18 protein-coding genes are annotated in these 21394 nt (G+C 58.0%); 7 read left to right on the forward strand and 11 right to left on the reverse strand.

Going from position 1 to position 21394, the window contains the following annotated elements; genetic code table 11:
• Positions 1–324: 324 nt before the first annotated feature.
• Entirely contained in the window at positions 325–1329 is a 1005-nt protein-coding gene (gene trpS / locus C3432_RS19330) for a tryptophan--tRNA ligase (RefSeq protein ID WP_103778172.1), read from the forward strand.
• A gap of 26 nt (positions 1330–1355) precedes the next feature.
• On the opposite strand, the gene C3432_RS19335 is transcribed toward trpS, so the two are convergent.
• The 10 genes from C3432_RS19335 to tssB form a co-directional block, all read right to left on the reverse strand.
• A complete protein-coding gene (locus C3432_RS19335; protein WP_258041631.1) occupies positions 1356–1868 on the reverse strand; it encodes a toxin-antitoxin system YwqK family antitoxin in 513 nt (170 codons plus the stop codon).
• Between the two features lie 8 nt (positions 1869–1876).
• Entirely contained in the window at positions 1877–3841 is a 1965-nt protein-coding gene (locus C3432_RS19340; protein WP_103778174.1) for a type VI secretion system Vgr family protein, read from the reverse strand.
• 80 nt (positions 3842–3921) lie between these two features.
• Complete coding sequence (locus C3432_RS27500; RefSeq protein WP_146050931.1) at positions 3922–4557, reverse strand: hypothetical protein; 636 nt, start codon at positions 4555–4557, stop codon at positions 3922–3924.
• Positions 4558–4573: 16 nt separating this feature from the next.
• The gene (tssH, locus tag C3432_RS19345) at positions 4574–7078 is read right to left on the reverse strand and encodes a type VI secretion system ATPase TssH (RefSeq protein ID WP_103778175.1); all 2505 of its coding nucleotides are present in this window, start codon (positions 7076–7078) and stop codon (positions 4574–4576) included.
• Entirely contained in the window at positions 7069–8016 is a 948-nt protein-coding gene (gene tssG / locus C3432_RS19350; protein ID WP_103778176.1) for a type VI secretion system baseplate subunit TssG, read from the reverse strand. The genes tssH and tssG overlap by 10 nt, the downstream gene beginning before the upstream one ends.
• Positions 7980–9701: a type VI secretion system baseplate subunit TssF gene (gene tssF, locus C3432_RS19355; protein ID WP_103778177.1), complete on the reverse strand. Its 1722-nt coding sequence runs from the start codon at positions 9699–9701 to the stop codon at positions 7980–7982. Before tssF ends, tssG begins: the two co-directional genes overlap by 37 nt.
• 19 nt (positions 9702–9720) lie before the next feature.
• On the reverse strand, positions 9721–10101 hold the full coding sequence (gene tssE / locus C3432_RS19360; RefSeq protein WP_103778178.1) for a type VI secretion system baseplate subunit TssE: 381 nt from the start codon (positions 10099–10101) through the stop codon (positions 9721–9723).
• Complete coding sequence (locus tag C3432_RS19365) at positions 10101–10586, reverse strand: Hcp family type VI secretion system effector (RefSeq protein WP_103778179.1); 486 nt, start codon at positions 10584–10586, stop codon at positions 10101–10103. Before C3432_RS19365 ends, tssE begins: the two co-directional genes overlap by 1 nt.
• Positions 10587–10604: 18 nt before the next feature.
• On the reverse strand, positions 10605–12086 hold the full coding sequence (tssC, locus tag C3432_RS19370; RefSeq protein ID WP_103778180.1) for a type VI secretion system contractile sheath large subunit: 1482 nt from the start codon (positions 12084–12086) through the stop codon (positions 10605–10607).
• A 17-nt stretch (positions 12087–12103) separates the two neighbouring features.
• The gene (gene tssB, locus C3432_RS19375) at positions 12104–12616 is read right to left on the reverse strand and encodes a type VI secretion system contractile sheath small subunit (protein ID WP_103778181.1); all 513 of its coding nucleotides are present in this window, start codon (positions 12614–12616) and stop codon (positions 12104–12106) included.
• Between the two features lie 445 nt (positions 12617–13061).
• Between tssB and C3432_RS19380 the strand changes: the two genes are divergently transcribed.
• Genes C3432_RS19380 through C3432_RS19405 form a run of 6 tightly spaced genes read left to right on the forward strand, consistent with a single transcriptional unit; the run spans position 13062 to position 20450 of the window.
• On the forward strand, positions 13062–13520 hold the full coding sequence (locus C3432_RS19380; protein ID WP_103778182.1) for a T6SS protein Cts2N: 459 nt from the start codon (positions 13062–13064) through the stop codon (positions 13518–13520).
• A 14-nt stretch (positions 13521–13534) separates the two neighbouring features.
• Positions 13535–14872 (forward strand): type VI secretion system baseplate subunit TssK, encoded by a 1338-nt coding sequence (gene tssK / locus C3432_RS19385; RefSeq protein ID WP_103778183.1) that lies wholly within the window; start codon positions 13535–13537, stop codon positions 14870–14872.
• The gene (locus C3432_RS19390) at positions 14853–15602 is read left to right on the forward strand and encodes a DotU family type IV/VI secretion system protein (protein WP_103778184.1); all 750 of its coding nucleotides are present in this window, start codon (positions 14853–14855) and stop codon (positions 15600–15602) included. The genes tssK and C3432_RS19390 overlap by 20 nt, the downstream gene beginning before the upstream one ends.
• On the forward strand, positions 15599–19141 hold the full coding sequence (locus C3432_RS19395; protein ID WP_103778185.1) for a type VI secretion system protein: 3543 nt from the start codon (positions 15599–15601) through the stop codon (positions 19139–19141). The genes C3432_RS19390 and C3432_RS19395 overlap by 4 nt, the downstream gene beginning before the upstream one ends.
• Entirely contained in the window at positions 19141–20061 is a 921-nt protein-coding gene (locus tag C3432_RS19400; RefSeq protein WP_103778186.1) for a type VI secretion system protein TssA, read from the forward strand. Before C3432_RS19395 ends, C3432_RS19400 begins: the two co-directional genes overlap by 1 nt.
• On the forward strand, positions 20058–20450 hold the full coding sequence (locus C3432_RS19405; RefSeq protein ID WP_103778187.1) for a DUF4280 domain-containing protein: 393 nt from the start codon (positions 20058–20060) through the stop codon (positions 20448–20450). The genes C3432_RS19400 and C3432_RS19405 overlap by 4 nt, the downstream gene beginning before the upstream one ends.
• A 1-nt stretch (position 20451) precedes the next feature.
• On the opposite strand, the gene uxuR is transcribed toward C3432_RS19405, so the two are convergent.
• Positions 20452–21225 carry a Uxu operon transcriptional regulator gene (uxuR, locus tag C3432_RS19410; protein ID WP_103778188.1) on the reverse strand — a complete coding sequence of 258 codons (774 nt, stop codon included), beginning with the start codon at positions 21223–21225 and terminating at the stop codon, positions 20452–20454.
• Positions 21226–21394: the final 169 nt, after the last annotated feature.

Consider the following 21394-nt stretch of genomic DNA (forward strand, 5'->3'; position numbering starts at 1 on the left):
CCGTGGCAGGATAAAAAGATGAACAGCAAACAGTCCGTCACCCTTTCACATTATTACCGTTGGTGGCTGCCTTCTTAAGGCGGCACGGATTTGTTTTTTCCATTCAGATAGCCGCCGAAAGGCGGCTATTGCATTTCAGAGACGTCTTTCGGCTTTTTCAGAGGCTGGCCTGCCAGGCATTATGGCGCAGGCAGTTTGAATACGGATGGCGCGGAGCACCCGGAGCGTACACGGCGTACGTGAGGATGGCGAGCGCGGCCCGGGTTCAAAATGGCAGGCACAGTGACCTGACGGGCCAGGCTCTTAGTCCACGAAGGAGTCTTTATGCACGGCAAACCCATCATTCTTACTGGCGATCGCCCAACCGGCGCGCTACATCTTGGTCATTTCGTCGGCTCGCTGCGTCAGCGCGTCGCCCTGCAACATACGCATCAACAGTTTGTGCTGGTTGCCGATTTGCAGGGGTTAACCGATAACGGCAGCAATCCACAGAAGATCCGTGACAACATTCCGCAAGTATTAGCGGATTATCTGGCGGCGGATATCGATCCGGATCTCACCACGATCTGCCTGCAATCCGCTTTACCGGCCCTCGCCGAACTCACGGTGCTGTACATGAATATTGTCACCGTGGCTCGCGTGGAACGTAACCCGACGGTGAAAAATGAGATTGCTCAGAAAGGATTTGCCCGCTCGTTACCGGTGGGTTTTATGGCCTATCCCATCAGTCAGGCCGCGGATATTACCGCCTTTAAGGCGCAATATGTCCCGGTTGGCGACGATCAGTTACCCATGATCGAGCAGACCAATGAGATCGTGCATAAAATGAACAGCCTGCTGCCAGCGCCGGTGCTACAACGCTGCCAGGCCATTCTCAGCGATACCAGTCGGCTCCCCGGAATTGATGGCTGCGCCAAGATGTCAAAGTCTCTTGGCAACACGCTGCTGCTTTCTGCCAGCGAAGAGGAGATCCACCGGGCGGTCGGGGCGATGTATACCGATCCTCATCACCTGAAGGTCAGCGATCCCGGACAGGTCGAGGGGAACGTCGTATTTACCTACCTTGATGCATTTCATCCGGATAAAGCGAAAGTGGCAGCCATGAAGGAGCACTATCAGCAGGGCGGGCTTGGCGATCGTAATTGCAAAAACGAGCTGGAGGCGTGTCTGCAGACGCTGATCGCCCCCATGCGTGAACGGCGGGCAACCTTTATTCAGGATAAAGGTATGCTGATGGCGATGCTAAAAAAAGGGAGCCAGCGGGCGCATGAGGTAACCCAGGCAACGCTTCATGAAGTCAAACGCGGGCTGGGTTTACCCACGTTCTGAACGCCTGACGGACAGCGCGGAGCGTTTCACAGCCGCTCTGTCCATTTACCGATCCGCGACTGCGGTTTACCGCTGGCGTCAATGCCGCGCCCGTCCGGTAACCAGCGCTCCGCGTCCCCCTTCAGCATCCCTTTTTCATAATTCTGACGCACCGCCCGCGTGCCGTCCGGGTAAAACTGTTCGCTGAGCGCGTGACGCAATCCCTGATGCCACTGTTCGCGCACCTGTAGCTGTCCGGAAGGATAAAAGCTGCGGCATTCGCCGTGCAGCTGACCGTTAAGCCACTGTTCTTCACGTAAGAGCGTCCCTTCTTGCGAGAAGTAGCGGGCCACACCGTCCGGCCGGCCCTCACAGTACGCCTGCTGCATGGCAAGCTGCCCGTTAGGGTGCCAGCGCTCCATCACGCCGTGCAGCACGCCCTGCCGATAGCGCAGCACCGCCAGCAGGCGTCCGTGCTCCTCAATCCGCGTCTCGCCGTTAAGCTGACCGCCGTTAAGTTCGGCCTGTAGCCGGACGCTATCCTGCTGATGTTCCATCATCTCGCGCATCAGTTAATTTTCACCATACCGCCTTTGATGGTCAGCATCCCACCGCCGTCCACGGTCTGGGTGGCGCTGGCCTTGCTGGTGAGCGTGGCTTTGGCTTCATGGCTGATGGTCGCCGCTTTCTGCGTCAACGAGGCTTTGGCTTCGCTGGCGATATTCGCGCCGTCGAGTTTCAGATCGCTGGTCGCGCTGGCGTTCAGCGCCGCCCCGCTCTTCACGCTCAGGGTTTTGCCGCTCTCCAGCGTTAGCGTGCCGCTGACCTTAATCGTCAGATTGCCGTCGACGTTCAGCGTGTAGTTGCCCTTCACCTTGTGCGTCTCGTTGCCATCCACCGCCAGTTCCTGATCGCCCTTCACCGTCACGCTGCGTTTCTCTTTCACCTCCAGCGTGTCGCTGCCTTTTTCGATTTTTACCGTGCGATTCCCCTTCTTCAGGGTGACGGTTTCGTTGCCCTCTTCAATGGTGCGGGTGCGGTCATTTTTGACGCTGTGAATGTCATCGTGGCTGATGGTGGTTTTACTGTCGTTCAGCACGGTGAGCTGAAAATCTTTTTGCGCCTGCATCGCCAGCAGCTCGGCATCTTTTTTGTCGTCGAAGCGCAGCTCGTTGAAGCCTTTGTCGCTGCGGGTCTTAATGCCGGACTGGGTCTGATTTGCCGGAAGCGCATACGGCAGGGCATTCGCGCCGTTGTAAACGCAGCCGGTAATGAGCGGCTTATCCGGGTTACCGTCGATAAAGCTCACCACGACTTCCTGTCCGAAGCGCGGGATAAACTGCGCGCCATAACCGTTGCCGCTCCAGGCGGTGGCGACCCGCAGCCAGCAGGAGCTGGTTTCGTCGTTTTTACCTTCTCTGTCCCACGGGAACTGCACTTTTACCCGCCCGAGCTTGTCGGTCCAGATCTCCTCGCCGCTTTTGCCAACTACCCGCGCCGTTTGCGTATGCATAAACGGCTTCGGCGTGCTGCCCTGCGGACGGTACGGCGTGGCCTTCGGGATGGCGGTAAAGCGGTTGCGATAGCGCTCGCCGTCGTACTCGTGGCTGACGGCGGTCACCAGCCAGTCGATGTTTAATGCTTTGTCATCGTGATCGGTCAAACTGAACCAGTGCCCGGCGGCCAGCGCCGCACAGTCGCTCTCTCCGACCAGCTGTTTCGCCTGCGCCTTCAGGGCGCTAACCTTCCACGCCGCCAGCGCGTCACCCTGGGCTTTTTCACTAAAACGGCCAGGGTGCTGATAGTGCATACCGCCCTTCTTCTCACCGGCCTGGGCGAACAGCGCCGCTTTTGGCTGCTCGTAGTTATAATCACTGCTCTGGAATCCCTGCGCGGTGGCCTGCAAACGCAGCTCTGCCGAACGAATCGCGCCGGTTTCCCGCTCGCCGCTCTGCGCGGCCTGATACCTGACCTTTTTCTCACCAGGAATCGGCGGGAAGGCGCTGTTATCATCCGCCAGCACCAGCGTGTGCTTGCCCTGCTCGTGGGTAAAGAACCAGAAAATCCCCTCCTGCTCCAGCAGCCGCGAGACAAAATTAAAGTCGCTTTCGTTGTATTGCAGGCAGTATTCGCGCTTTGCCGGTTTGGTTTTGAGCTGGAATGTGTAGTCGGTAAAACCGCCGTCCTTAAACACCTTCTCGACGATCTCCTGCGCGCTGAGGTTCTGAAACACGCGGTTGTTGCTGGCAAGCGTCAACCACCACAGCCACGGGCGCAGCACAAACTGGTAGCGGTCGGCGTTACCGGTCGCCGGAAGCTGGTGCGCCTCGGCAATCAGCCCGTCGTAGTCGGCGTTATTGATGGTGGCGGTCAGATGGGTTGCCAGCACAGCATCAAGCGTTAACGGCGCGGAGGTGGTTGCGGCGATAGTGGCGGTGGTCAGGCCGTTAAGTTGGGAGTCGGTTTGTGCGGTAGCGGCGGTAAGACCGGTTAGGGCCGGAGCGGTGAGTTTGATGATGGTGGTGTCGGGCATGGGAGAGTCCTTTTATATTTATTGAATATATCCGACTAAACTTTCATTGAGCTAAATATTCAAATGCCATCTAAAACTACCTACCCATAAAACCATCTTAACCAATTAGGCCAAGCTCGACCTCCTGGATAATGATTTATATGAGCATAATCCCATCTTGCTGTTTCACCATAACCTAAATTTCGTAACTCCTGAACCACAGTTGCTTCAATGGCTCTGATGTTGATATTTTCCAATTCCATATAATTATTATTATGCAATTGCAAAAATGCGTTTGAATCAGAAAAATATTGTAATGCATGCCCCATTTCATGCATAAGACACATTGATGGAGACAATAATCCCAATCTCGTCCTAGGACCAAAAAATACTTCCATTACTCGACCAGGAAAAGATATTTCACGATTCCATGGTACATTCTCTCTTCGAGCTTCGTTGAGCCCCAATCTTGGGTCATTATAAGCAAAATCCATTGTTTCTACTGTCTTATTTATATTCCAATAAATAATCCCTCCATCTAAATATCTAGGGCATCTTCTATCATAAGGAGGAACATATTCGCATCCTCCTTGTACTGTTATTAGAATACCCAAGTGCAAAGGCGACTCATCTAAACTAGAAATTACTTCTGCAGCAAATGGTGAGTTACAAAGATAAGCGACAGAGCGCCTATAAATGGCTTGAAAATTATTAACTGAAGGAATCAGACCAATCATAATACCCCCCATAAAATCACAAAATTAACTCCACTTCCCCAACCACCAGGTTCTCAACATCCCTGGCCCCCACACCCTTACATTTCTCCATTACACTTTCCACCAATCCATCCTCCATATTTAATTTTTCCCCCGTCGCCACGAAATAGCGCTGCGCTAATTTCTCTAATTTAGCCAGCACTATCCCTTTTAATATTTCTTCATCCAAAGCCCGATAGGCCACCGTGGTCATCCGCGCTAAGAACGCCGGGCGGAAATGGCGCAACAGCTCCTCGCGCAAATCCTCGTTAAACCGCTCGCTGTTTAATTCAGCCGCAGGCGTATCGAGAATCAGCTCCGCGCCCACGTTGCTGGTCGCCAGCATCACCGTATTTTTGAAATCGACAATCAGCCCGGTGCCGTCCTCCATCACCCCTTTGTCGAAGACGTTATAAAACGCCTCCAGCACGTCCGGGTGCGCTTTTTCAATTTCGTCGAGCAGCACCACCGAATAGGGGCGACGGCGCACGGCTTCGGTTAACGCCCCGCCGCTGCCATAGCCGACGTAGCCCGGCGGCGCGCCTTTCAGCTGGCTGACGGTGTGCGCCTCCTGGTATTCGGAGAGGTTGATGGTAATCAGATTGCGCTCCCCGCCGTACAGGGCATCGGCCAGCGCACAGGCGGTTTCGGTTTTACCGACGCCGGTTGGTCCCACCAGCAGGAACACGCCGACCGGCTTTTGCGGATCGGTCAGGCCGCTGCGGTAAGCGCGCAGGCGCCGGGCGATAGTTTCCAGCGCCGCCTGCTGCCCCATCACCCGCGCGCTCATCCGTTCAACCAGCGTGCGCAGGGCGTGGGCTTCGTCGGTCAGCATCTGCCCGAGCGGGATCCCCGTCCAGCCACCGATCACCGCCGCAACGGTCGCGGCATCCACGCAGTCCGGCACCAGCGGCACCTCGTCGCGCAGCTGCGCGGCGGCGGTTTCCAGTTTGCCGATCAGCGCCGCGCACTCCACCAGATCCTGCTCCAGATCGTCGTCGTCCGGCCGCTCGCTCAGATCCAGCATCCGCTGACGGGCGGCGAGCAGTTCGCCCACCCGCTGGCGTTCATCCTGCCAGCGCCCTTCCACCTCCTGCGCCTGAAGCTGGAGTTTTTCCGCCTGCGCCTCCAGTTCGCACAATCGGTCATGATGATCTACGCCCACCAGCAGCTCGCGGTTCAGGCGTTCGCTCTCTTCTTTTATTGCCGCCAGCTGCTGGCGGATCTCCTCAAGCTGGGGCGGCACATCGTGCTGCGCCAGCGACACCCGCGCACAGGCGGTGTCGAGCACGCTGATGGCTTTGTCCGGTAGCTGACGTCCGGAGATGTAGCGCAGGGAGAGGCGCACCGCCTCGCGGATAGCGGTATCCAGAATCTGCACCCCGTGGTGCGCTTCCAGCTTGTCCGCTACCGCCCGCAGCATCACCACCGCGCTGTTCTCGTCCGGCTCTTCGATCTGGATGCGCTGAAAACGCCGATCCAGCGCCGGATCCTTCTCGAAATATTTTTTGTACTCCTGCCAGGTGGTCGCGGCGATGGTACGCAGTTCCCCGCGCGCCAGCGCGGGTTTCAGCAGGTTCGCGGCGTCGCTGCCGCCCTCTGCGCCCCCCGCGCCAATCAGCGTGTGGGCTTCGTCGATAAACAAAACGATCGGCTGTGAGGATTTTTTTACCGCGTCGATCACCCCTTTAAGACGCTGTTCAAATTCGCCCTTTACGCCTGCGCCTGCCTGTAACAGACCCAGATCCAGCGAGAGCAGCGCCACATCACGCAGCGGCGGCGGTACGCTGCCTTCGGCAATGCGTCGCGCCAGCCCTTCGGCAACGGCGGTTTTCCCGACGCCGGGCGCGCCGACCAGAATGGGGTTGTTCTGCCGACGACGCAGCAGAATGTCGATACACTGGCGGATCTCGGCATCGCGCCCAATGATCGGGTCGATCCGCCCCTCCCGCGCGTCGCGCGTCAGATCGTGAGTGTACTGATCCAGCACCCCGCCTTCACGCGCCACGGGTTCCCCCTCATGCGTGTCGCTTATTTCCTCTACGGAACGTCGGCACCAGTTCTGCCACTGGCTCCCCAGCACATCAGCGGAGAGCTTCAGCAGCGACGGCATCCCTTGCGCCAGCTGAGCGCGCAGCCGCTCGCGGGTGAGTAACGTCAGCAGTAACAGAGCGGAACGCACTTGTGAAATGCGCTGGAACACGGCCTGCAAAATTGCGCCTTCCAGCAGTTCGACCAGCTGTACGGAAAACACCGGCATCCGCGTACAGCCGGTTTTAAACTGCGCCTGCGCACGGCGTATCTCTTCGCGCAGAGAATCAACGGAAACTGACGCGCTGCTCAGGCAGTACGCCAGATCGTTATGTTCATCATCCAGCAGCGCCAGCAGCAGATGTTCCGGCTCCACGAACCAGTGTCCCTGCGCCCGGCTACGTTCGGCGGCCTGCTCCAGCGCCCGAAAACAGAGCGGATTCAGGCGTTGTACCCGCACTTTTAAATCCATGTATTGTTCTCCTCAAGATACTGCTGGCAGCGAAACGACGCAGGTTTGCGCCCTGTCAGCTGCGCGGTATAACCCAGGCGCGGCGGCGCAGCGCGCCTTAAACGGTTGTCCAGCGTCAGCGTTCCGCGCATCATCAGCTCAAGCGTTATCCCTGCGCCAAACCAGATGTCACCCAGTCGCTTAAGCTGAACAAAACCCGGCCCGCCGGGTAAAAATGCCCGCCACTGCGCGGCGTCTTTGGCAAGCAGACGCACCCGCAGCGCCGCATGCTGATTCCATACTCGCCGTCCGGCCACGCTGTCGCGCCCCAGTCGGCATCCGGTCCGGCTCTGAGAGGCCAGCGGCAAGGGCTGCCAGCGTCCGACAAACTCTTCAATATTCACGGTAATACGGAGTACCGCCGCCACGAGCGCGACAAATCCCGCCGTCGAGCGTCTGCGTCGGGCAAGCCCGCCGCTATGCGCCAACAGGTTCGGTATCTGTGCAGACTCACGCTTTTTCATGGCGTCGGTATCGAAGCCGCACAGCGACCGCATCACCACCAGCCCCGGCGCGCAATCGCGGCGGGCGTAAGGCGTCGCCAGGCGATACACACTCAGGCTACGGCAGTGATGCTGAATAAAACGCTGCTGGAACAGGTGGATAAAATCCTGCGGCGCGCCGTTTTTGTCCTGCGCCGCCTGTTGCAGCCATTCGAGCCAGCCATAGGGCAGCACGCCGTCCGCCCCGCCCGGCCCCAGGCTGCGAACCTGAAGAGAGCCGTTATCCAGCGAACTGACTTCCGCCGGGCTAAATGCCAGCCCCAGATCGCCCCGCAGTTCAGGCGTTTCACCTTCCGCCTCCAGGATGCGGACACACTGCTCCAGCGAAAAGCGCCACGGCTCGCCCTTAAGCTGCGCCATTACGCTATCTGCGTGGTTTGTTCGGCTTCGGTCCATAGCGACAGCTCCTCTCCTTCGTCCTGCAATACTGTGTGAATAAAGCAGTTTGCGGTGGCATTGCGCGCCAGAAAACGGGCGATAATGCCCGCAAACAGCAGCCGGCTGCTGCCGGTAAATGCCTGTGGATCGAGTGTGAGCGTCACCCTGATACCGTTACGCCAGCCGCGCCAGGCATCCCGCCCCCGATGTTCACTCACCCGCTGGCTGTACATCCCGCAGATACCGTTAATTTGTTGCCAGATAGCGGGCGACGCAGCGGAAGGGGCATACAGCGCCAGCTGCTCTTTTAGCGTCTCCAGCGCCATTTCCCCTGCCGTCAGCGACAGATGGTTGAGCGCAAGCGTTGAGAGCAGTTTCCAGCGCGCATCCCGCTGAGAGGCTGGAACCGAAGGCATCGTCGGCGTGCCAAGTAAACAAACCTGCGCAACCGGGCCGGGCTGTTCAAAGGTCAGCGGCGTTCCCGCAGAAAGCTGCATGGCCCTTTCGCCGTTAGTGCACCACAGTTTTGCCGTCAGGCTGGTTTCCTCCGCGTCTTCAAAAGGATCGAACCGGCTGTCCACCAGCGTCAGCCACAGTTCATTCCCCTGACGGCAGTTGCGTCGGGCGTGCCAGAACCAGCGGGCATGGTTATGTCCGCTCGCCGAGTAGTACGGCGGGACGCGCCAGGCTTCCTCACGGCGGCTCATCCACAGTTCTTGCAGGCGATGGATCTGCACATTTTTGTCATGATGATCCGCCACCAGCCGATGCTCGCTCCGGGTGTGTTCAGCCAGCAGCGGCTCTGAGGTGCGGGTGAAAAGGTTGACGACCGGCGTGCAGCCCAGACGAATATCGCCAGGCTGAATATGCCGTGCCGCCTGCGGAGCCCTGTCGAACGGAATGCAGAGCGTCAGCGTATCGCCCTCGCCAGGCTCCGGGAGCGGCAGGTCAAAATACATCAGCGCCTGCGGACAGTTCATCCACACGCTTAACGCCAGCGCGCTGGACTCCACGCCAGGTTCGCCAGGCAAAATCTGCTCAGCATTCAGTAGCCCTGCCGGCAACGGACGCCGTGGGCCAGGCACATGGGCGTACAGCAGATCAAACAGCGTGGCGTTGATTTGCGGCGACCCGCAGAGATGGATCCGCAGTGTGTCTACCGTCAGCGTCGAAAACTGATGCGGCGGCAGGCAGCGCAACACAATACGCAACGCGCCGCGCGCCTGCGCCAGCCCGCTCAGCTGCCGGGCCTGCCCGGCATCGCACCAGACGACATCCTCGATAACCAGCGGCCACAGCGTTTGTTCAAGCGCCGTACGCCACCAGATTGTCTCCCCGCTCTCTTTCTGCACATACAGCGGCGTTCCGGCAGGAAGGGTGTAACCCTGATGCAGATCGCCCGCCAGCGGATCGGGCGTAAAACAGGCGGTAGCGCAGGAGGGAAAAGGCCGCATTAAATGAGGAGAGAGTTGCTCCAGCAGCGATTCACAAAGCTCGCCAAAGCCGTCGTCAAGGCGCTGATGCAGTCGGGCGCTTTGCAGGGCGACCCCCTCCAGCAGCCTTTCGACATGGGGATCAGGACAATCAAACTCGCTCAGCCGCAGCCGGGAGGCAACGTGCGGATGCCGCCGGGCGAACTCGCCGCTGGCGGTACGCAGCCATCTCAGCTCCTGCAAATAGTCGTTCAGCAATCGATCGTCCATTGATCTTCTCCTGCGATAGTCATCGCCAGCTGCCGTGCAGATACGTCAGATCCAGCGTCAGCGGTTCGTCGTCGCGCCACAACATCACATCGAGATGCAGCGTCAGCGTCTGATGACGGGCATCTTTGACGCTCACCATCAGCGCCTGAATGCGCGGCTCATGGCGGAGAATGGCGGCGCGAAGCTGGCGACAAAACCAGTGAAGTACCCGCTCATCGCCCACGTTCAGGCGGTGCCATTCCGGCACGCCCCAGGCGAGCAGCGCCGGTAACGCGTCGGCATCCTTTGGTGCGCGGGAGTTGAATAATCGCCTCAACTCCCGGCACACCGACTCACGCGGGCTTATCTCCTCATCCAGCAGCCTGTCGAATAGCGCAACCGGGATGAAAGGTTCCACCATTAGCTGCCTTTCTTATTCAGCGCCATATCCCAGACGGATGAACTGGTGCCCTGCTGGGTGCCTTCCGATTTCTGGGCGGTGATTTCCCATTTGATTTTGGTGAAGTTCAGCGACATCGTCTCTACCGGCTTACCGCCGGATCCGCCGCTGACGCTCAGGTGTGAGATCACCACGTTGCTCAGGGTGTAGACAATAAACGGCAGCATCGCGCTATTGTCGTTACGGCAGAGCGTCAACTTCGCCTCTTTGATCACCTTCCCGCTACAGCAATATTCATTGAGCACCGGCGTGGCGAGATCGACAAACTTGGTCAACGACATCTCACCCACGTGCGCCCGCCCGGAGGTACGCTCGGTATTACTGACGTCGTTAGTGACCTGCATCGCCACGTTATGGCTGAACGACATGATCTCAATCTGGTCTTTAAAGCCATCGGCCTGGCTTTCGCCTTTGATATCGTCAAGCTTTAAAAAAATCGCATCCATGGTTTATCTCCTTAGTAATCAGGCAGCGGCTGGCGGCGGCAGTTCTGCCACCAGGCGAATCGAGGTGGTCAACTCTTCTAACTGGAAGTGCGGACGCAGGAATACAACGGCGCGATAAACGCCGGGTTTGCCGGGAACTTCACTCACGTCCACCCGTGCTTCACGCAGCGGATAACGCGCTTTAACCTCCTGTGGCGCGCTGTCGCGCAGCAACACATAGTCAGCAATCCAGTTATTGAGGTAACTCTCGACATCATCGCGGCTCATAAAGCTGCCGACCTTGTCGCGCATAATCACCTTCAGGTAGTGCGCAAAACGGGAAGCGGCGAGGATATAGGGCAACATTGCGGAGATCCGTGCGTTGGCATTGGCCTCCGGGGTGTTGTAGATCCTTGCCTGATTGGTGGTCTGTCCGCCAAAGAACGCGGCGGTGTTGGTATTCTTTTTATGACACAGCACGATGAACCCCAGATCGTTAAGCTCTTTCTCACGCCTGTCGGTAATGGCGATCTCCGTCGGGCAGCGCAGGCTGATATCGCCGGATGGCGTGGAGAACGTATGCGCCGGGAGATCGGATACCAGCCCGCCGCCTTCCGCACCGCGAATCGCCGCACACCAGCCGTACAGGGCAAACGCCTCGGTAATACGGGTAGCCAGGGTCCAGGCCGCATTGCCCCACAGATATTTGCTGGCATCGAGGCCGTTGACGTCTTCTACAAAATTAACGCCCTCCACCGGAACCGTATCCGGGCCGTACGGCAGACGCTGTAACACGTGCGGCAGCACCAGCGACACATAGCGGGAATCATCGCTCTCGCGGAACGCCCGCCATTTAATCAGCTCGGTACTTTCGAAGATCTTCGCCAGATCGCGCGGGACACTCAGTTCGGCAAACGAGCCCATATCAAACAGGCGTGGACTGGCAGAGGCGATAAACGGCGCATGAGCCGCCGCCGCAACCTGAGAGATTTTCTCCAGCAGCGCCACGTCCTGCGGGTGACGACCAAACTCAAAATCCCCCACCAGCACGCTGTAAGGATTGCCGCCAAAGGTGCCGTACTCATCCTCATACAATTTTTTAAACAGCGTGCTCTGATCGAACTCCACCGCTTTTTCCAGATCGTCCTGCAACTCTTTGCGCGAAACGTTCAGCAGGCGCAGTTTCAGCCGTGTACTGGTTTCCGTATTCATCACAAACTGGTGCAGGCCGCGCCACGAGGCTTCCAGCTTCTGCATATCAGGGTGGTGCAGCACGTCATTGAGCTGGTCGCTGATGAGCGCATCAATTCGCGCGATACGGTGGTTGATCATCGCCACGGTGTCGCTCTCTATCGCCATGCCTTCGTCAAGAATTTGCGTCGCCAGTTCTTCCAGCATGTCGCGCGCGTAGGTCTGTTGCAGCTCATCGCGCGCCATTCTCCCTTCCTGAATAATGCGATCCAGCACGCTCAGCGTGACCGTTTGCCCGCCGCTTTCAGCGTGTTCCTGAACATTGTCCATTGCTCTTCTCCTTTCCGTTACGCGTTTTCGGCCGGTTTTTCTTGCGCCGAGGGTCTTAGCGTCTGAAGCTCCGCGTTATCGTTTACTACCTGCTGTAACAGCGCATCCAAATCGTCGTTGCCGTCCAGTTTGGTCAGCAGATCGCGCAAGCGCTGCCTGGCAAGGAACAGGCGCTGGAGCGGTTTAACCTGATTGATAATATTGAGGGGAGAAAAGTCATCGAATTCGTTGAAATGCAGCTCAACGTTAAGTTTGCTGCCATCATTCGCCAGACGATTTTCCACCTGCATCGCCAGGCGAGGCGCGATGGAAGAGAGCACATCATCAAAATTATCACGATCAATTTCGACAAAACGGCGCTCACGTAATTTCTCAGGAGGCGATGCAGGCTGCCCGGATAAATCTGCTAAAATTCCGACGACCAGAGGAAGTTCTTTTTTCTCAATCGCACCGCCAGTTTCCACGTCATACGTTATTTGTACACGCGGCGGTCTAATACGATTGAGTTTATGCTGAATGCTCTCTGCCATATTCAATCCTTTTTAAGACAATAGTATCCCTGGTGCTCACTCAGTAGCACCATTATTCAAAACGCGATATTTCTGAATAACGACAGCCAATATAAAAGACACAACAAAAAATAAAGATCAACTTAATTTTTTACTTTTAACACAAAAACTATTCATTTGATAAAAATCAATTAACCAAAAATTAACCATTAAAATTCAATAAGATAAACACAAAAACACCAACAATAATATATTTTCAATTAAATTCATTCATGTCATGCATGATTTATTGTTAACATTTTTATTGCGAAATATGTGAAGAATAATGATTTAAATCAAAAAACAAACCGTCGCCATTAATTACCTTCTTTAAAAAGATATATACCCTAAACCAAAGCTTACATCGTGAATGTTTGCTGCTAACACCTGTGTCATATGAATGATGACGGGTATAAAGAGATTTTATATGACAACCGGTATATGCCACTCAGCCAGAATAATATTATTCAGTTTCTTAATTTTACTGAATAGCGGCTGTTCGTTCTGGCAAAACCGGGTTGAATTAAAGGCCGTAGTGATTGAAACCGTTCCGGATGCAAATGATAACGCTCCAGTTGCAGTGGATATTGTCGCGGTTGGCAACAGCGTGCTGATCCCAACCATACAGGCACTCTCCGCCGCGCAGTGGTTCAACGCGAAATCACAGCTGCTGCGCGACGCCCCTGATGGGCTACGCGTCTGGTCTCTGGAGCTGGTGCCGGGTTCTCGCTTCGTTGCGAAGGAGCCACCTCTGCAAGGCGTTCCGGCAGAGGCTATCCTGCTGTTTGCTCGCTACCGCAGTGAAGGAGAACACCGACTGCGGCTGGATAAAACCGATTCACTACATCTGTTGCTGATGACGGATGAGGTCGTTCTGGCCCCCTGAACAAGGAAAGTAACATGAGCACAATTCCGGCAATGGTCTGCTGGTATGAAGGGATGGCAATGCTGCCACAGCATTTCCAGTTGCAGGCATTGCGTAATGAAACGCTTTCCGCCGCGCTCGCGCAGTGCGCCAATCACTGGTTCTGGGGGGTGAAGCGGCTACAGATTGACGAAGCGGCGTTGTGCGCGGGTATGCTGCGCATTCTGCACCTTGAGGCCATCATGCCCGACGGTACGCCGGTTGATTACGACGTGGGCTGCGATTCACCGCTGGAGTTTGACTGCTCTCGTCTGCTCCCGGCACCGCCGGACAGCGAACATAGCCTCTGGCTGGCGCTGTCGCCGTACCGTCGCGCCGGACAGTGGCAGCAGATGAATACCCGTAACCGTTCCATCAACAGCGCGCCGTTGCCGGATCTGAGCAGCGGCGAATTTCCCGAAAGCATTCCCCTCTGGCAGCCCGCGCCGCGCCTGGTCACTTCGCACGAACGCGCCGATTTAATCTGCCTGCCGCTCCTTCAGGTGGTCTACACCGAAGGCGGATTTCGCCAGAACGCGTGGTTTCCCCCCACGCCTGGCGTCAGCGAAGAGAGCTATCTCAGCCGCCACACGCGCCAGATCTGCCTGCAGGCGAGAGAGAAAATCCTGTTCCTGAGCCGGGAAATGCAGCTGGCGCAGCAGAGTCAACACACTCACGACTGGCTGTGGCTGGCGCTGTCGCTACAGAGCATTCAGAGCGCGCTGCCGCTACTGGAAACCCTGTGCAACAGCGGGCAACCGCACCCGCAGGATCTCTGGCGCGCCCTGTGTCTGTTTGTGGGGCAGACGGCAATTCTGACACAAGACAAAACGTTGCCCCTGCTTCCCGCCTTCGATTACCAGAACATGCAGCCCGGTTTTGCCACGCTTTTCTCACTGCTGAAAACGCAGCTGGCGCATATTCATCGCCGCTACCAGCGGCTCAACTTCGGAAAGCAGGACAACCTCTTTTCGCTGCAACTCCCTGTGGACATTCACGCCGGAGAACAGGTGGTGATCGGCATTCTGATGCCCAATGGCGACACGTCCCGGGCAGAGGGCTGGCTACAACGCAGTCTTATCGCCAGCCAGCCATTCCTGCCCGTCCTGCGCCGTCAGCGGATGCACGGCATGAGCTTCGTCCCGCTGGCGACGGAGCAGCGCGGCGAGTGGGAAACCGAAAGCAGCATCGCATTGTTCACCCTGACGCTGACCACCCAGTGGTTTGAAAAAGAGGCGTTGCTGACCATCATGCCGCTACATGAAACGGACGATATGCCGCAGCAAATTATGCTTTACCGCCAGGAGGATCGTCATGACGCCCGCGAATCCTGACATGCCTGCCAGCCGCCTGTTTGATGATATTTTTTCCCGCTGGCTGGCGCAGTTCGAACGCTGGAAAAGCAGCACGCTGCCGCCTGATGTCCTGCATCATCAGGCCTTTGAATACGCGAATCAGGCAGTGGCAGAGTACAGCCGACGCCTGACGCGCGAGCTGGGCTCCCCCTTTCAACAGCAGATTGATGATGCTATTTACGCGCTGGTCGCGCTGATTGATGAAACGGTTCTCTACAGCAGCTGGCCAGCGCTTACTCTGTGGCAGACCTGCCCGCTGGAATATCATCTGTGGCAAACCCACAGCGCAGGGGATCGGATCCCCCGGAAGATCGAAACGTTGCTCACTGAGCGTAATCCGGGGCAGCGCGACCTGGCCGCTGTCTGGCTGCGCTGCCTGACGCTCGGATTTGGCTCCCGCCGCGAGGATTTCAATGCGCAGGCGCAGCAGGAAACCTGCCGTTTACTCTGGCACTTCGCCTTCCAGGGCGACGCGCAGCCTGAGGATCTCGCCCGGCGCATGGTCTCCGCGTCGCTGGGATCGCCCTTACAGCTCCCGGCGCGTCGCCGCCTGCCCGATAACTCAAGGCTGCACCTCATCGCCCTCATTGTGATCCTGGCGCTGCTGCTGTTAAGCCAGCGCCTGTGGCTGAGTATTGAAGATGCCATTGGCGTAAACACGCTGCCTGACTTTCCGGTTACCCAGTCTTGTCCGGGAGATGAAAAGTGACGCAACCCTGGCTGACTTTGCTGATCGTTGTGCTGGTACTGCTGGCGATAACCCTCTGGTGCGTCTGGTGGCAGTGGGAATATCGCAACGATACCTTTACTCGCGCACAAAAGGAGATCCAGCGCGCCTGCGGCGGTCAGGATCCTTACGATAGTATGCGTATCCTGATGCTCGGCGATGAAGAGGACAACCGCCAGCTCTGCCGCAGCTGGTCGCTGACCGACGGCTTTGAATACTGGTTCGGGCAGTGGTGGTTTAACCCACAGTGCAGCCTTCTGTGCGTGCCTCAGGCGCTACAGACGACCGGGAAAAAGCGGCTCATTCGCCAGAATGACTGGCAAAAAACGCTGGCTGCGCTGGTGAAAAGCCGCCCTCAACGCCCTCTGGATGCCCTGATTATCACCCTGCCGCTGGAAGCGTTGCACAGCGATGATGCCACCCGTACCAGCCTGCTGAACAACTGCCAGCAGATCCAGCAGGTATGTGGACTGAGCCTGCCCATCTACCTGCTGGTAAGCGGTCTGGAATCACTGGAAGGCACCGCCGCACTGCTTGCGCAATTACCAGAGGAGGCCCGCCGCAGTCCTGTCGGTAGCGCCATCCCGGTCGCCAGAGAGGCGGTCTGGAAGCCGCAGTGGATTGACGATGCGCTGGAAAACACCCGGACATCGTTGCGCCAGGTCATCACTGAACTCGGCGCGCTACAGGGAAATACGCCGGAAGCGCTGTTCCGGCTGCCGGAGTGTATCCCGCCGCTGGCTACCCCATTGCATGACTATTTTGACTCTCTGTTTAACAGTAACGCCCGCGACGAACCGCCGCTGCTGCGCGGGATCTGGTTTGTTGCCAGAACCCTGACGCATGACAAACCGCAGATGCAGTTTTGCCAGACGCTGCTGAGTGGAAAAATCGCCGCAGAGCACGGACTCGCGCTGCCCGTGCGCCGCCTGCTGCGCCTGAATCTGCGCCGTCATTTCATCACTCTCGCGTGCTATAGCTGCCTTTGCGTACTGTGGCTTATCGCCATGACCTGGAGCTGGCGCTACCAGTACACCAACGCCCTGCTGCTGCACGATCGCCTGCAGGTGCTCGCGACGCAAACTGTCCGTGCCGATAGCTCCGGCGAGCGCTCTGCCGCCCTGTACTGGCGCGTGTTAAATGCCATTCCACAATGGCAGTTTCGCTCTGTCGTCTGGCCCGGTTCACTGTTCAGCCGCACCGATACAAAACTGCGGGAAACCTTTCACAACGCCACCATGAGCAGCCTGCTGGTCCCTGCCACCAACAGTATTTGTCTGCGAAATCAGAGTGAAAAAATGCAGGAGCAGGACGATCTGCTGCCGGAAGAGCGCTACCGGCAGATTCAGCAGGTACTGAGCCAGGCGAAGCAGATGGAGTCACGCTATCTGCCCTTGCTGCAACTGATGCAGGTAAAACAGCCAACGGTGCAGACGCTGGCGACAGTCAGCGCCAGCGTCTGGGGGGTTACCGTCGATACGGACTCACTGCCCTCGCAGGAAGGGCTGAACGCGATGTTCGCCACCCTCAACCTTTCACGTCTGCGGTTGCCCGACGCCAGCGAACTGACCCGGCGCAACAGCGCGATTTTTTCCCGCGAAACCATGCGCTGGCTGGAGCAGAATTATGGCAATACCAGCCTGGATAACAACGAAGAACAGCTTGAACAGCTGCTGGCGCTCTTTAGCAACGGCACACGTGTGACGCCCCTGTTTGTCCGCTCACTGGTTCGCCAGGTTAGCCGCTTACAGAGTACGCTGACGACGATTAACAACCTCAGCCGCGACGCCACGCACACCCCTGTTCGCCTGCCGCTGGATGAGCTACTGACCCAGGCCCGCACGCTCCGGCTGATTGACAACAATGTGATTGTGGATCTGCTGCGTCACGAGGGACTGCTGCGTCAACGGTTTCTGGCGCAGGTTGATGGTTCCCGACTGCACTTCTCTTCCCTGACCGAACAGTCACCGGAAGGCGATTTTAACGTGTCACCGGACATTCTGGCGCTACAGAAAAGCCTGCGCGATTTGCTTAATCAGCCTTTCTGGCAGCAGGGCACAAGCCCGGCGACAGAAAGCGCAACGGGGTATCCTGGCAATCGGCAACTTCAGCAGGCACTGGCGCTGTACGGCGGATATGAGCGTTTCGTGCAGCAGCTTCCGGACAGCCTCTGGCGCCCCAGACTCACCCTGCTGGCGCAGCAGGCGGCGGAAAACGCCATGCGCCAGGCGCTCTACGCGGCGACGGCCAACGCGGCGCAAAGCAATAACATCAGCACCGCCAGCGCGGATCGGGTCATTGACGCGCTCAGCCAGCTTAATCGTCCTCAGTTAACGACAGCGTTACGCCAGCAAATCGCCGCCCAGGTCATCGCCCGGCTGCGGCAGGATGGCGGCGCACTGCTCCCGGCGGTGAATCCACCGGTTGTCAACTACGCCACCGCGGAACAGGCGCAGTCCAGCGGGCAGAAGGTCGCGGGCTGGGCCACCGCGCAGGCAGAGCAAATCTCCGGGGCGTTGATCCGTTACGAGCAGGATATCGCCTGGCTCGACAAACAGCGTGCCTGGCTAACGCCTGCGGATAACCAGCTTATCGTTCGCTGGACCCGTTCGCTGGCAGCCATGCAGCGGTTGCAACAGCAGGATCCGGGCAGCCCGCCGGTACAGATGACCACGCTTGCCGCCGCGCTGCCGACAATGACCGCGCAAAACTGTCGGGACGAGCTGGCGCAGTTCAGCGCATCCGGCGACAACGATTTTTACAGCCAGTCCCTGAACGCGCTGGTACACGCATCGCAGCAAAAATGTCAGCAACTGCGCCAGCAGGCGAGCATTGGCGCGACGCAGAAAATCTTCACCCTGTACAACGTCTGGCTGACAGGACGCTTTCCCTTTACCGTCGTCCCGCACGCGCCGGATGCCGATGTCGATCGGGTACGTGAACTGAACGAACTGCTCGCTCAGCTCCCGCCGGAAGCGCTGCCCGAGCAGCCGCCGTTGATTCAGCAACTGGCAGCGGCACAGCCGCTGCTTGCCGCGCTGGTCGCTCCCGAAGGGGTGACCGTGCGGGTTATCTGGCGAACCTCACGTCATCTCGAAACCGGAGCCGACCAGATAGCCGACTGGCGGCTGGACGGCAATCAACAGACCATCAGCTCTCCGGGCGGGACAACGGATCTACAGTGGCGCAGCGGCGACAGCCTGAACTTCAGCCTGCGCTGGGCGGCAAACTCCCCATGGCGACCGCTGCCGGGCAGCACGCAAACAGGCGTGACGGTGAGCGGCGATACGGGTCGCTGGCGCTGGCAGGGGGCATGGTCGCTGCTGAGGATGATTGGGCAACAGCGTGTCGGCGGCGCGCTGGCCCAACCGCTGCCGCTGCGTTTTACGCTTCCCGTGGGCGATAGTGACAAACAGCTACGGGCAACGGTCTGGTTACAGATAGCGCTGCTGGACAGCAAAGGAAAGACGCCGCTACCGTGGTTCCCGCTTACCGAACAGGGATTATCAGGAGATCATTGATGGAAAATATTCAGGCATTACTGGCGCCCATTCGGGCAGATAACCTCTGCGGAGACGCTATCCGTTATTCACCGGAGTTCGACAGGCTGGCCGCCGCCCGGCAGCAGGATGATGAAACGCTGCCCACCGGCGTCTGGCAGAGTACGCCGCGGCGCGCCGACTGGGAGGAGGTTGCCAGCATAGCCACCCTGCTGACCGAAACGCTGAGTAAGGATCTGGTGATCATGGGCTGGCTGGGCGAAGCGTGGATCAGAACGCGGGGGCTGAGCGCCCTGCCCGATGCGCTGGCATTATCCACGCTGGCGCTGGAGCGTTATCCTGTAGAATTGCATCCGCAGATCAAAGAGGGCGATTACGACTATCGCGCTGCCCCGCTGCGCTGGATGGCGCAGCAGTACGCCACGCTGATTGCCGGGGCGCCGCTCTTCACCGTCCACGGGGAGACTATCTCTCTGACGCAATGGCAGCAGGGAAAGCTTACGGATATTCCGCTGCCCGGCGCAGAAGTCCCCCATGCTCAGGCATTGACGGCAAGCCTTGAATGGCTTAAACGTTTGAATGCTATCTGTCAAAGCTGGCCCGACGCCTCTGCGCCTTCCTTCAGCGTAATGGAGCAAAAAATCAAAACCTGCCTGCAGGCGCTGGGTAACGTGATGCCGGAAGCGCCGCAGCCTGTCGTGCAGGACGCGGCGCCAGCGATCGGCAATACCGTCACGTTTGCGCATCGGGAACAGGCGTATCTGGTGATAAAACAGGTGGCAGATTATCTGGCGCGAACCGAACCGCACAGTCCGGTCCCCTATTTGCTGTACCGCGCCTGTGCCTGGGGGAATATGCCGCTGCCGGAGCTGCTCTCTGAACTGATTAACGGCGATGAATCCGCCCGCCGACTGTGGCGGCAACTGGGAGTATTACCATGAGCTGTCCAGGAGTGTGTACTGGTGCAATACTGCAATGTTCATTCGGCCTCGCACCTGCCACGCTGAACGTCTTGCCCACCAACCGTACTATCGTTAACAGCATGCCGATGGCGAATATTATGGATAACAAACCGTTTGTAAATATTCTGCCTTTCGGGATGTGTAACAGTATCGCCAACCCGATCGTGGCCGCAGCCACCGCGGCCGCGTTTGGCACATTGACGCCAATGCCGTGCATTCCAGCCACCGTAGCCCCCTGGATGCCCGGCTCGCCAACGGTCATGGTCGGAAATATGCCCGCCCTCAGCGCCCAGTCGCAGCTAATGTGCACCTGGGGCGGGGTGATTCAGATTAGTTTTCCGGGGCAGGTAACGACCATTGTGGCGTAGGTCAGGCGTCGACTTTATCCAGCGGCCAGGAGTCGAAGAGATAGCCATCGAACCAGAGGTCATCGACGTTGGAGAACTCCATCAGCCGCTGCTTGACGTTCTCCAGATGCTGCCACATCGCCAGCTTCGCGGCGCGGGCATCTTTTTTGATTAACGCCACGAGGATCTGTTTGTGATCGCCCAGCCACGCTTTGCGATAGTGGGTATCGTCGAGATGGCGGTGAAGCTGGATCCACATCGGGTTGTTTTCCCGCCACTCCCACGACTGGCGAAACAGCTCCACCAGCATGCTGTTGTGGGTTGCTTCGGCGATCGCCAGATGAAACTGCATGTCTCCACTTTCAGAACCGCCCGGCGCGCTTGACGCCAGCTCACGTTCTTCAAGCAGCAGGGCCTGACGCATTTTGCTGATATCTTCGCGGGTGGCCTGCAGTGCGGCAAATTCGGCAATATTGCTTTCCAGCAGCTGGCGCGCCTGCAACAACTCAAACGGACCGGCGTCATTGCAGTGGCTGACATCCTCGCTCTCCATCCCGGCTTCGCCAGCGTTGTCGAGCACATAGATCCCGGCTCCGCGACGCACCTCCACCAGACCGTTGATCTCCAGCATGATCAGCGCCTCACGCACCACGGTACGGGTGACATTCAGCATTTCGGCGATTTCTCGCTCCGGCGGCAGGCGCTCGCCAGGGGTGTACGGCGTCCTGACGATCAGATCGCGGATCATCGCGCCCACTTCCTGATAGGGTCTTGGCGAAGAGGTTTCAGATTTCATATTTCATACCCGTCAGCGGAGGATTGGGTCCCGAACTCTACTCTACATAATTCGAGTTGCGGGACAAAACGGCGTCGTCGTTTTGAACAGCGCTTGCGCTGGCCCCGAAGGCCGGATCACGCGGCAACGTACCAGCAACCTGAAGTATGACGAGTATATAGCATTTGCG

The organism is Citrobacter amalonaticus (assembly GCF_002918555.1).
Taxonomy (GTDB): Bacteria; Pseudomonadota; Gammaproteobacteria; order Enterobacterales; family Enterobacteriaceae; genus Citrobacter_C; species Citrobacter_C amalonaticus_A.